This window comes from Pseudarthrobacter sp. J1763 (assembly GCF_050490295.1).
Lineage (GTDB): Bacteria > Actinomycetota > Actinomycetes > Actinomycetales > Micrococcaceae > JBNPEO01.
The window spans coordinates 136,161-148,671 of the sequence record NZ_JBNPEN010000002.1; the positions used below are offsets into that span (position 1 = coordinate 136,161).

At 59.2% G+C, this 12,511-nt stretch carries 10 protein-coding genes; 6 read left to right on the plus strand and 4 right to left on the minus strand.

Going from position 1 to position 12,511, the window contains the following annotated elements:
- Positions 1 to 39 precede the first annotated feature (39 nt).
- A complete protein-coding gene (locus ACQQCD_RS02650; RefSeq protein WP_430266850.1) occupies positions 40 to 756 on the plus strand; it encodes a hypothetical protein in 717 nt (238 codons plus the stop codon).
- A gap of 58 nt (positions 757 to 814) precedes the next feature.
- Entirely contained in the window at positions 815 to 2,134 is a 1,320-nt protein-coding gene (locus ACQQCD_RS02655) for a cell division protein PerM (protein ID WP_430266851.1), read from the plus strand.
- Here the strand turns inward: ACQQCD_RS02655 and ACQQCD_RS02660 are convergent.
- A complete protein-coding gene (locus ACQQCD_RS02660; protein ID WP_430266852.1) occupies positions 2,115 to 2,516 on the minus strand; it encodes a hypothetical protein in 402 nt (133 codons plus the stop codon). The two genes, ACQQCD_RS02655 and ACQQCD_RS02660, sit on opposite strands and share 20 nt — an antisense overlap.
- Positions 2,517 to 2,554: 38 nt before the next feature.
- Here ACQQCD_RS02660 and purN point away from each other — a divergent pair, with 38 nt between their 5' ends.
- From purN to ACQQCD_RS02675, 3 genes are all read left to right on the plus strand, one after another.
- Positions 2,555 to 3,130, plus strand: coding sequence for a phosphoribosylglycinamide formyltransferase (purN, locus tag ACQQCD_RS02665; RefSeq protein ID WP_430266853.1), 576 nt, complete (start codon positions 2,555 to 2,557; stop codon positions 3,128 to 3,130).
- 176 nt (positions 3,131 to 3,306) lie between these two features.
- Complete coding sequence (locus ACQQCD_RS02670) at positions 3,307 to 4,611, plus strand: alpha/beta hydrolase (protein WP_430266854.1); 1,305 nt, start codon at positions 3,307 to 3,309, stop codon at positions 4,609 to 4,611.
- Positions 4,608 to 7,151, plus strand: a complete 2,544-nt coding sequence (locus ACQQCD_RS02675; RefSeq protein WP_430266855.1) for a bifunctional lysylphosphatidylglycerol flippase/synthetase MprF — start codon at positions 4,608 to 4,610, stop codon at positions 7,149 to 7,151. The genes ACQQCD_RS02670 and ACQQCD_RS02675 overlap by 4 nt, the downstream gene beginning before the upstream one ends.
- A gap of 57 nt (positions 7,152 to 7,208) precedes the next feature.
- Here the strand turns inward: ACQQCD_RS02675 and ACQQCD_RS02680 are convergent, their stop codons facing one another.
- The 3 genes from ACQQCD_RS02680 to ACQQCD_RS02690 are packed head-to-tail and all read right to left on the minus strand — an operon-like array spanning position 7,209 to position 10,572.
- Positions 7,209 to 8,561, minus strand: a complete 1,353-nt coding sequence (locus tag ACQQCD_RS02680; protein ID WP_430266856.1) for an MFS transporter — start codon at positions 8,559 to 8,561, stop codon at positions 7,209 to 7,211.
- 60 nt (positions 8,562 to 8,621) lie between these two features.
- Positions 8,622 to 9,575 (minus strand): N-acetylmuramic acid 6-phosphate etherase, encoded by a 954-nt coding sequence (murQ, locus tag ACQQCD_RS02685; protein ID WP_430266857.1) that lies wholly within the window; start codon positions 9,573 to 9,575, stop codon positions 8,622 to 8,624.
- A complete protein-coding gene (locus tag ACQQCD_RS02690) occupies positions 9,559 to 10,572 on the minus strand; it encodes an N-acetylglucosamine kinase (protein ID WP_430266858.1) in 1,014 nt (337 codons plus the stop codon). Before ACQQCD_RS02690 ends, murQ begins: the two co-directional genes overlap by 17 nt.
- Before the next feature lie 180 nt (positions 10,573 to 10,752).
- Between ACQQCD_RS02690 and purH the strand changes: the two genes are divergently transcribed.
- On the plus strand, positions 10,753 to 12,423 hold the full coding sequence (purH, locus tag ACQQCD_RS02695; RefSeq protein WP_430266859.1) for a bifunctional phosphoribosylaminoimidazolecarboxamide formyltransferase/IMP cyclohydrolase: 1,671 nt from the start codon (positions 10,753 to 10,755) through the stop codon (positions 12,421 to 12,423).
- Positions 12,424 to 12,511: the final 88 nt, after the last annotated feature.

Below are 12,511 nucleotides of genomic sequence, written 5' to 3' on the forward strand. Positions count from 1 at the left end.
TCTGCCCAACGACAACTCGCACATTTACTGGTGGACTTTATGCCTATGAGCCCCCGCAAACCCTCACACCGAATACATGCAGTGGCAGGAATATTCACTGCCTGCGTGCTGACAGTGCTGGGGGCTAGCGGTTGCAGCGTCACACTCCGGGCGGACGCCGCGGCGGCGCCAACTTCGCAGGCTGGGATTTCTTCAGAAGCCAGTACGACGCCGACTCCCACAGTAAGTGCCACGGCCACGGCCCCGGCACCGGCGGCAGCTCAACAAAGTCCTAGTACCACCGCTACCAACAACGCTGCCCGCGTGTCGTCCCTAAACCGAGCCGAAGCGATGCTGATGGACCTGAATACTCGGCCCGTGATGAACGGGATGCCGGTGGTATTCCGCTCAGCCAGCAATGATATGCAGTGCTCCGTGGATGTTGACGCAGCGGCTTGTTATTTCCTGAACAATGTCCCGCCAGCACCTCAAGACATCAAAGGGCAGTGCACGGGAAGCACACAATACTTTGGCGGGTACGCGGTAGTCAGCGCCACGTCCGGAGCACAATATGGTTTGTGTGGATACGGTCTTTCGCCCATGGAAATCGATGCGGCACAGGGCAACCCGGCCTTTAACGGAAGGACCCTGAATCCCGGGCAAGTGGGAAGGTTTGGGGACATTGTGTGTGAGCGGCAGACCAAGCAGGTGACGTGCGCACATTTGCGAACCGGCCACGGATTTGTCCTAGGTGGCGCAAATTACCAGCTCTTCTAGACGCTTCCGGCTAGGTTTAGCCGGGATCTGAGGCTGGCTCGTGGCAACATGGAACACGATGAAACTCAAAGCCGACCAAACCGGAAACCGTGGACTACCCATGCCGTTATGGCTTCAGGGCGCGCTCGAATCGGGGCAAGCCGCGGTCATCTCAGCAGCATTGGTCCTAGTGCCGCTGTTGGCCGTTTGGTTCTCCGGTGGTTTTAGTGGTTCCGGTGTGGACGTTTTGGCCCGTCTTGGCGGCCAAGCCTGGCTCATCATTCATGGTGTTCCCTTAAGCCTGCGGGTTTTCCTCTCAGAAGCCAGCTCACAAAACGTTGGTTCCACACTCTCCTTGGTTCCCCTTGGCCTGACGCTCATCCCCTTCTTTTTGTCATGGCGCGCTGGCCGCAGACTAGCCAGAGCCTCCTACACCGATCAGCTCTGGCAAGCACTCCTCGGCGCAGGGGGCATCTATGCTGCGTTTGGTCTGGCCACAGCTTTTGTCTGCCAAACCGGGGACGTAAGGGTCAATTTGCTCTACGCCACGCTGATTCCACTCATACCTGTGGGCCTGGGCTTGGCGATTGGCGCACGGCTTGAATCTGGCTCGTGGAGCCGGCTGATCGGCGTGGAAGCTGTTGACTGGATTTCCCGTACCAGCCAACACTCACGCTGGGCCGGATCCTACTTGTGGTCAGTGGTTCGCGCCGGGTTTGTGGCGATCCTGACCGCTTTTGCGCTCGCCGCGGTACTCCTCAGCGTGGACCTGCTGATTCACTGGGCGGACGTTGTTACGGTATTCGAAGCCCTCAAAGTGGACCCCTGGGGAGCGGCAGTACTAACCCTCGCCCAGATGGGCTACTTGCCCAACATGGCAGTCTTCTCACTCGCGTGGCTTTCCGGCGCCGGATTTAGCATTGGTGTTGGCTCAACAGCCAGCGCCCTTGGAACCGCCATGGGCCCAGTCCCCGCGATCCCAGTTCTGGCAGCCATTCCATCCGGCAACCTCGCCTTTGGAGCGGTGGCACTGGTGGTACCCGTCTTGGCTGGGGCTTTGGCCGGTTGGTGGTTTTTGCGCGACGGAGAGAACCACTTTGACGAATGGCTCTCCATCAAAATCAAAACGCGCTGGTTGACAGCCGCCGCCTCCACCTTGGTTCTAGGCCTGGCAATCGGTGCCGTGGCAGGAATTTTGGGTCTTGTGATGGCTTGGATGGCCGGCGGTTCAGCAGGTCTTGGGCGCCTTACTGAGATTGGCCCTGACCCGGTTCAGCTGGCTATCTACCTAGCAATTGAAGTTGGCATCGGTGTGGTTATTGGTTACGCGGCCGGCCCCTGGCTAGAACGCGGGCAACTACGCAGCTTCAAAGAAACGTTTAGCGCTTCACACCAATAATGCTGGTTTCAAAGTCCGTGGTGCACTGCTGCGCTGCGTGCAAAGTCAGGGCGGACTTAGAGCACTCTTGAAGTGTTTTGACCTGATCAAAGGCGAAGACACAAAACAGGGCAAGCAGCAGAGAAATGCCGCACACCACAATGCCTGAAACTGCACCAAAGATCAGAAACTTAGACTGCTTTGCCCGCACGGTACGGACAATCACCACAACTCCCAGGACAACGCCGATCAGTGCCAACAGAGCAGACAGTGCCACATAGTCAACGCTGAGCTGGAACACAAAAAACGTGCCGAGCACACAAATCAAGAAGAAGCGGAAATACTGCTGAGTGCGTCCCAACTGCACATCCTTGGCAGTGGGGGACACGGGGCGGGGATTCATAATTTCAAGCCTACGGTAGCTGTGCATAAGGTAGGTGCATGCGCATTGTGGTCCTTGTCTCCGGAACCGGCTCCAACCTTCAGTCCGTCATCGATGCTGTGGCAAGCGGTGAGCTGGACGTTGAGATTGCCGCAGTGGGTGCCGACCGCCCTGGAACCTTGGGCATCCAGCGCTCAGCCGCAGCCGGAATCCCTACTTTTGTGGTGGACTTCAAGTCCTTCCCGGACCGGGCAAGCTGGGACGCCGCACTCACCGAAGCCGTGTCCGCTTACAACCCGGATGTGGTTGTCTCTTCCGGGTTTATGCGCATTGTCTCGGCGGACTTCATCAACGCCTTTGACGGGAAATACCTCAATACTCACCCCGCACTTTTGCCCGCCTTCCCAGGTGCGCACGGAGTACGGGACGCCCTTGCTTACGGCGTAAAAGTCACCGGCTGCACCGTTCACTGGGCGGATGCTGGGGTGGACACCGGGCCCATCATCGCCCAGGAAGCCCTGGCTATTTCTGAGGGTGAGAGCGAAGAAGAGCTCCACGAACGGATCAAACTTGTTGAGCGCCGGCTACTAGTCCGCACCCTTGGCGAGCTGGCCCGCGGAGCCCATCAAAACTAACCGTCCTGATGATGCGGATCCGCCAACTTCCCAGCTGCTGACTGTCAGTCTCTTCCCGGCTTACTCCCAGACTCCTTGGCTATAAAGAACTGCACGCCACTTTGATACAACTTTTGCTATCCCGGCCTGCTTGAGAACGCAGCGCTACTTGCGGTGCAGCACGTAGAGGAATGGGCATGGGTTTTTGGCAACAAGTTTTGAACATGGCAGTCACAGGTCCCCGTTTCCTTCTTGCCTGGACCCTATTGAGCTCACTTCTTCTGGTCTACTTACTGCTTAAACGACGCCGGGCGCGCTGGTTTGTTCTGGCAGCCGCTAGTTTGGCAGTGGGCACCGCAATTGGTTTGGCAGTGCTGTGGTACTGCGTTTTTGTGGATAACACCTTTGGCGGTCCGCTCATTTTTGAGGTCTGGTTCTGGGCTACTGCAGCTTTCGCCGGTATTGGCCTAGCTATGGTGAACCTGCGTGGCGGCCGTTGGTGGCGGAGCATCGTTGCCGGGTTCTCCGTGCTGATCTTTCTGACCACCGCCGTTTTTCAAGTCAACGCAGCCTACGGGCTGAACCCCACCCTCGGCTCGCTACTGAACATCAACACAGCCGGAATAGTCAAGATTCCGCTGCGGTCTCGTTGGCAAAAAGGCAATAACGAGACCCTATACAAAGAGTGGAAGGCCCCGGCTGACATGCCGAAAGTGGGCTTGAGAGGCAAAACTCCTCTGCCTATCCCAGCAACGCATTCAAAGTTCAAAGCCCGCTGGACAGGTCTTTACCTTCCGCCAGCAGCATTGGTGAAGCACCCGCCCTTGCTGCCATTTATGATCATGATGATGGGCCAGCCTGGTGGTCCCAGCCCGGACCCTGTTGCTCGAGTGGCGGACGCCATGGCAGCAAAAAATCATGGGTTAGCGCCAGTCATTTTGGTAGTAGATCAGATCGGTGACCCCTACACCGACACCCTCTGCATCAATTCTGCCCGGGGCAACGTAGAAACGTATGTGATTGATGACGTGCTCCCGTGGGCGCGGGCCAACCTGCCCATCCTTAAGGACCGAAAAGACTGGACAGTTGCCGGCTTTTCAAACGGCGGGGTGTGTGCCAGTTACTACGCTGCCAAGTACCCGCAAGACTTTGGAAATTACATCTCCATCTCCGGAGAAGAGTTCCCGGGCTCAGAAAAGCCAGCAGACAACCTGGCCGCTCTTTTTGGCGGCAATCAAAAAGCGTATGATGCAGTGAAGCCAAAAAACATTATGCTGGCCCACGGAACCTACAAAGATCTGTCAGGTGTTTACACGGCCGGCAGCAACGATCCGGCCTACGTGGCTGCAGCAAAACATCTGTTGGCCACGGCCCTGCACGTGGGCATCAAAGCTGCCTTCTTTCCCCTTGCTGGAGTGGGCCACGTCAAGGGAGCCGTAGCCGGTGGAATGCCAGACGCCTTTAAGACTTTGTACCCACGCTGGGGGTTAGCGGCCCCATGAGTGGGCAGGTTCGCACTAGCCAAGACCGGATCAGAAGCTTCCTCCAACGCATCCCCTTCTCCTTCGCCCTAGCCGCAATTCTCCTCGCAGCTGCAGCGTTTAGCGGCACACTCTTTGGCTCAGCTAATCCCGCTCAGCTATGGGGCCAAGGCGTTGACAACACCTTCCTCGCAGGACGTTGGTGGACCCCCTTTACGGCTCTACTCATCCCACAAGACGCCACCGCAACACTCGTCTCAGCGGGTGGAGCGGTCCTCCTGCTCGGCGTGGCGGAACGCGTGTTGGGCACCAAAAAAGCCACCATCGCGTTCTTGGCCACAGGTTTAGCTGGCGGTGTTCTGGGTGTGCTGATGCAGTGGGTTGGCACCCTCACCTGGGAATGGTGGTCCACTTCTGCCTCGGGGAACGTCACACTGGACCCCGTGACCGGGATCTTCGGCGCCCTTGCCACAGCGTCAGGGAGCATGGGCCTGTTGTGGCGCCGGCGAACCAGAGTAGTTCTGGTGTCCTTTGTGCTGATTTTTGTCCTTTACTCGGGAGACCCGGAGGACTTTTACCGGCTCCTAGCTGTACTAGTAGGTATTGGCCTCGGAATCATTTGGCACCGGCGCAACGGCGCCAGCAAACACGCCAAGTACGCGCTGACGTTCGCTTCGAGTTCCCACCGCGAGACGCGAACTCTGGTAGCCGCCGTCGTATTGGTCACCGCAATTGGACCCTTGGTTGCTTTCCTTGGCAGCACTGACCTGACGCCCTTCGCCTTCGGCTCCTACCTGGTGATGAACGACGCCGGAACCTCCACCTCTGTTGCAGCAGCGTGCCACGGTGCCAGCCCCATAAGCCGTGCCTGCATCCACCAATTGGCTCGCTTGGGCTCCCACGGTCCCGGAATGATGGCACTGGCCTTTGTCCCAGTAGTCCTGCTAGCGCTCGCCGCGTGGGGGCTGTACCGCGGCAGGCGATTCGGCTGGTGGCTGGCTGTCTGCGCTAACGCCGCAATCCTCTTTGCATGGCCAGGTTCCTTCGGCGTCACCCGGCTGATGACTCAATCCGGCACGGGCATTCACCGCCCGTTCAACGGCCAAGAACTGAACATCTGGATCATCAGCGCCGCCCTAGTGCCGGTGGGATCGTTGGTGATGCTGTGGATCAAGCGCAAAGACTTTGGCATCCGGGCCCCGCGTCAAGCACTCCAACACTTCTGGGTGATTATTGGCGGAGCGTTTTTGACGCTTTCCATCGCGTACACACTCAGTGCTTTGCTGGTACTTAAATCCTTGGCACCCCACGTTACTGCCGCAAGGGTTCTCCTAGACGTCCCGCACCGTTTTATCCCACCGCACTTCCTCAGCGGTTTGGTCCCCCTCGTCCTGCCACGGCACAGCCCGGTCAGTTGGGCCTACCAGTGGGCCGGGCCAGTCTTTTGGACGATTTTTGTGGTGGCGAGCTTGTGGTTGCTTTCGCGATCGTCGCGCACCGTTTCTACGCACGACGGCGCCCGGTTCCGTGAGCTCTTACGCCGCCATGGCGGTGGCTCGCTAGGACATATGGCCACGTGGGAGGGAAACACCCCGTGGTTCACTCACGACGGCGAGGGAGCGCTCGCGTACCGGGTGGTTAATGGGCATGCCCTGGTCCTAGGGGAACCGGTTTGTTCCCCGGTCCGCGTGGAATCAACAGTGCAGGAATTTTTGCTGTATTGCGACGCTCAAAATTTCTCACCCGTGTTTTATTCGTTCCACAATTCCTTACTGCCAGTCTTTGGCAAGCTCGGTTGGCGGCACTTGCCCGTTGGTGAAGAATCCATCATCAAACTGACCGGTTTCTCCCTCAAAGGCAAAGCATGGCAAAGCGTCCGGACCTCCTTGAACAAAGCCATCAGAGACGGCAGGACTACTGTTTGGACGTCTTGGCACGAGCTACCTCTTGCTGCCACCTCTGAAATCGAAGCCATCTCAGAAGCTTGGCTTGCTGAAAACAAACTCCCCGAAATGGGTTTCACGCTGGGCGGGATTGAGGAGCTTAATGATCCTGAGGTTCGTTTGATGCTCGCTGTGGCTGAGGATGGCCACATTGAGGCTGTTACTTCGTGGATGCCTGTTTATGAACACGGCCAAGCAGTGGGTTGGACTCTTGACTTTATGCGCCGTGCCCCCGAATCGGAGAACGGTGTGATGGAATTCCTGATCGCCTCCGCGGCCTTGCAATTCCAACGCGACGGAGTCCGGTTCTTGAGTCTGTCCGGGGCGCCGCTTGCCACCAAACCGGCAGACGTTGCACCCGAAGCAGACCAGGCACCCAGCACCGACATTGCTGCCTTCCAAGCCTGGCTCTCACGCACCCTAGAACCTGCATACGGCTTCGGTTCCTTGTTCCGCTTCAAGGCAAAATTCCACCCCGAATACTCCACGCTCTACATGGCGTTCCCGGACCTTGCAGCACTCCCAACCATCGGTATGGCGCTTGCCCGCGCGTACTTGCCGGACGTCTCCACCCGTGAAGGCGTTGTCCTGGCCCGTACCTTAGGCCGCAAAGACTAACTCCGGCGAGTTTCGGCGTCGTACAGCCCTTGCTTGTATTGAGGTTGTTTTGTGACGTTACCGAAGGTGCTGCTGTTTTGTCTCGGGGGCGAAGAATGCCATCCACACCACGGCAATAACCACTAGGGCGCCGGCTAGGGCGAAGCTGGTTGCCAGGCCAAAAGTGGGCCAGAAGTACGCACCAAAAATCAGTGGCCCAAACCCGGCGCCAATGCGTGAAAACGTTGAAGCCCAGCCAAAGCCGGAGCCGCGCAACTCCGTGGGGTAAAGCTCAGAAACGTAGGCGTACAACACCGGGATAGCCACCTGAACCACAAAACCGTAGGCGAGCAGCCAGCCCACAGCGGCAGCCGGAATATCCACCACAAAGGCCACCACCACAAGGGTTGCGGCTGCGAGCGGACCAGTGATCGCCAGGATCCATTTGCGGCCCACACGCTCCACCAGCAGGGCTGCAACCACCACACCCAAAAGGCCCACGCCGGCCATACCAGCAGTTGTCACAAAGGCTTTGTACTCGGCAAAACCCGCGCCAATGAGGATCTTCGGCATCCACGTCAGGGACAAGTAGTAGACCAACAGGATGCTAAAAAACAGTAGCCAGGAAGTGGCCGTGATTTTCCAGTTGAACGCCCAAATTCCGCGCAACTGCGCCAAAACACTACCGGCCGAAAGCTTGGGGGCCTCATGTGGTTTAGGCAAGCTGTACGCCACAGCGGTGCCGCCAGTGTCCTTGACCAACTGGTCAATCACGGCTGCAGCTTCCTCACGCCGGCCCTTGCTAATGAGGAACAACGGGGACTCGGGAACACCGCGCCGAATCCAGAACACCAAAAGGGCCGGGATTACCATCACCAGCATGATCACTCGCCAGTCGCCATAAGCGGCCACCAAGGCTGCGGAAACCACACCGCACAAGGCAGCGCCCACCGGCCACCAACCGTCCATTGCCGTCAGCACCCGGCCGCGTTGTTTGCGGGGCGTAAATTCACCCACCAGCGCGTAATCCACCGGGATGCAACCGCCCAGACCAAAACCGGCGATAAAACGGAAGATGCAAAACCACACAAAGTCGGGAGCAAAAGCACCAAACACCGTAAAAATGGAGAAGATCAGCAAAGTGGCGGTAAACGCTTTTTTACGCCCAATGCTGTCAGCGATGGTGCCCCACACAAACGCGCCAAGTGCCATTCCGATCAGATTTGCTGTACCCACCCACGCCACATCCGAGGCTGCAAGCGCCCAGTGTTTGGACAACAAAGGGATCAGAACGCCGTTGAGGGTGACATCCCATGCGTCGAACATAAAACCAAGGCCACCGATGATAAAGATGCGGCCTTGCACTTTCCACCGCCACGGCAAATCCTGAACGATTTGTTCGCCGCTAGGAACCGTTGTGTACGTGTTCATAACATCTCCCGATCTACTCTGGGAAAACTCTAGTACGCGGCCCGGTTCTTGCGGGGGTGCTCAGCGGGTTTTTGTGATGGCCTCACGCAGAAAACCATTGGCTTGCCCCAAAGCTGCACGTCCGGCGTCGGGTGTGACACCGGTAAGCAACAACAATATGGCGAGCTTGACCGAACCGTCCGCCGCCTCCAAAGCGTTTGCTGCCTGATCTGCGTCCACACCTGTTGCCTGTTGGACGGTGCGCTGGGAACGGGCACGCAACTTGGCATTAGTGGCTTGCAAATCCACCATCAAATTCCCGTAGGTTTTGCCCAGCTTGACCATACTCAGAGTGCTGATCATGTTGACCACCAGCTTTTGGGCAGTACCGGACTTCAAACGCGTAGAACCCGTCACAAACTCCGGTCCCACTTCAACTTCAATGGCAACGTCCGCGGCCTGGCCAATTGCCGAACCGGTGTTGCACGCAATCGCTGCCGAAAACGCACCAACCTCCCGGGCCGCAGCCAAGGCACCCAAAACATAGGGGGTTCGACCGGATGCCGAAATGCCGATCACGGCGTCGTTTTTATTCAGTTTCAACGCATGCAAATCGGCTGCGCCAGCTTCAACGTTGTCCTCGGCGTTCTCCACAGCATGCTGCACGGCACGGCTACCGCCCGCGATCACACCAACCACCATTTCCGCAGGAGTGCCAAAGGTTGGTGGGCATTCGGACGCATCAAGCACACCAATCCGGCCGGCCGTCCCAGCACCGGTGTAAATCAACCTGCCGCCAGCCGCTAGCTTTTGGGTGACTGCGTCAACAGCCTGCGCGATCTGCCCGAGGGATTTGCTCACTGCCGCGGCAACCAGCGCATCCTGACCATTCATCGCCGCCACCAACTCGGAAGTACTCATGGTGTCTAGGAGCTGAAAATCCGGGTTGCTGCGCTCGGTGGCGAGGCTGGCTAGCTCGGCGCGGAGCGGGCCTAGATCCTCAGAGTAGGCAGCGGATTCAGCGGGCTGATTCACGGTAAAGGTGCCTTTCCTGCAAAAGCGGACCAGGGCCGGCGGCCAGTGCTGCGCCGTCCAGCCCGGTGCCAACAGGTTCGACGACGGCGAAGCCGTTTTGGGTTAATGCTGCGGCCAAGGTGCGGGCAAAGTACGGCGAGCTGGCAAGGCCGCCCAAAACCGAAACCGTTGCTGTTCCACTGCTTGCATCCGAGCTGCTAGTTGTCCTTGAATCGCTAATCGTGCCTGAGACGCTAGATGTGCCCGAGGCGCCAGCCCGCCGGACTGACTCGGCCAAGTACTTGCAGGCCTGATCAATGATTTTGGCGGCCACAACGTCCTTGTTCTCAGCGGCGGCCACAACAGCCGGAGCGAAGCTAGCTAACGGCCGCGAAGGGTTCTCGAAGCTGCCCAACCAGCTAGGAAGTAGCTCGGGGGACCGGACCATAGCGGTACTGGCGGCCGTGAGAGTAGTGGCCGGGCCGGCGTCGTACGCTTCCAAGACGGCGCTCAGGCCCGCCTGACCAATCCACCGGCCGCTGCCTCGATCACCCAAAAACGGCCCCCAACCGTCAGCCCGGTGCAGCTCACCGGCGCCATCAAAGCGGAACGCAACGGCGCCCGTGCCAACAATCAACACAGTGCCGGGATTGGAACCAAAAGCGCCGAGCTGGGCGGCGGTGGCATCCGAAAGGACAGTGACATCCCCGCGGAAGTGAGCGGCAAGTTCGGTGGCCAAACGCTGACCGCCAGCGGTGTCTGCGGCTACGCCGGCGACTGCTGCACCAACGCTGACCGCTCCGTGGACGGGGAGGTGAGTGGCGGCGTCGGCGATTAATTCGAACGCCTTCCGTGAGCCACCCTCAGTGGCTAGGCCGGCGAAACCAGGGGCTTCGGCGGTGCCCAAAACTTTTGCACCAACCACGTGATTTTCGCGCAATTCGAGGCGGCACTTGCTCTTGCCAATGTCCGCCGCAAGAACCATCCGCGCGGGGCCCTTGGGCGCAAAGTGATCCATGTCTCAACTCTATCCCGGCGCCTCGCGTGTCCGGTCACGCTAAGGTACGAGTCACGCCAAGGTACGAGTCATACAAAGGCGCAGAGTCATACAAAGGCGCAGAGGGGAGGCCGGCGCGTGGACGCGATAAACTGGCCGGGCACCCAGCCCTCCCACTAGCGATTCCCACCGGAGACTTTTGTGACCTTGACGCAATTTGACCGTGTTCCCATCCGTCGCGCATTGATTTCTGTGTACGACAAGACCGGATTGGAGGAGCTGGCACGGGGCCTTCACGCCGCTGGCGTCAAGATTGTTTCCACCGGTTCCACAGCCAAGAAAATTGCCGCCGCCGGAATCCCGGTTCAGGAAGTGGAAGAAGTCACCGGTTCCCCGGAAATGCTTGATGGCCGGGTAAAGACCCTGCACCCGCGCGTTCACGGTGGCATCTTGGCCGACCGCCGTCTGCAGTCCCACGTGGATACCCTCGCCGAGATGGACATTGAAGCCTTTGACCTAGTGGTGGTCAACCTCTACCCCTTCGTTGAAACCGTCAAGTCCGGCGCCGCCCAAGATGATGTGGTGGAGCAAATCGACATCGGAGGCCCCGCCATGGTGCGCTCCGCCGCCAAGAACCACGCATCGGTTGCCATCGTCACCGACCCGGCCATCTACGATTCCGTCGTTGAGGCCGCTGCCGCTGGCGGTTTTGATCTGAAAACCCGACGCCGTCTCGCGGCACGTGCTTTCGCCCACACCGCAAGCTACGACACCGCCGTCGCAACGTGGACCGCTTCCCAGTTCCTGGACGAAGACGGCGACGGGCAGATCGACTGGCCCGCCTACGCCGGCCTCGCCCTGGAGCGATCCGAGGTTTTGCGCTACGGCGAAAACCCGCACCAGCAGGCTGCCCTGTATGTGGACAAGGCGGCTCCGGCCGGTATTGCTCAGGCTGATCAGCTGCACGGCAAGGCCATGAGCTACAACAACTTTGTTGACGCCGACGCCGCCCTGCGCGCAGCCTTCGATTTCTCCGAGCCCGCAGTGGCTGTGGTGAAGCATGCCAACCCTTGTGGTGTTGCGGTTGCTTCCCCTGACTCCGAGGACCCGATTGCTGATGCCCACGCCAAGGCGCACGCCTGCGATCCCGTCTCCGCCTTTGGTGGTGTCATTGCCGCGAACCGCACTGTGACCGCCGGAATGGCCCGCACCGTTGCCGGCATTTTCACCGAAGTGGTGATTGCCCCGGACTTTGAGCCGGAAGCCGTGGAAATTCTTTCCGCTAAGAAGAACATCCGCCTCCTGGCCTTGCCTGAGGGTTACGGACGTTACCCCACTGAATTCCGTCAGGTCTCCGGCGGAATGCTGGTTCAGGCGAGCGACAAGGTAGACGCCGACGGCGACAACCCCGCCAACTGGACCCTTGCCGCAGGTGAAGCCGCCGACGACGCAACCCTCGCCGATCTCGCCTTCGCGTGGACCGCATGCCGCGCAGCGAAGTCCAACGCCATCCTCCTCGCCAACAACGGTGCGGCAGTGGGTATTGGAATGGGCCAAGTGAACCGACTGGATTCCTGCCGCTTGGCCGTGGAACGGGCCAACACGCTTGGTGTTGCTGTTGAGTCTGACGTTGACGGTGCCGGTGGAGCGTCCAACGCGAGCGGTGCGGGTGCTCCCGAGCGTGCTCGTGGTGCTGTTGCTGCGTCCGACGCGTTCTTCCCGTTCGCCGACGGTCTGCAAATCCTGATCGACGCCGGTGTCCGCGCGGTTGTTCAGCCTGGCGGTTCCGTGCGGGACGAGGAAGTGGTGACAGCGGCCAAGGAAGCCGGCATCACCATGTACTTCACCGGTTCGCGTCACTTCTTCCACTAATAACCCCCGACTCGCCCTCAACCACCGCCGAATGGGTAGATAACGTCGCTTTGAAGTGATTCATAACGACGTTATCTACCCACTCGGC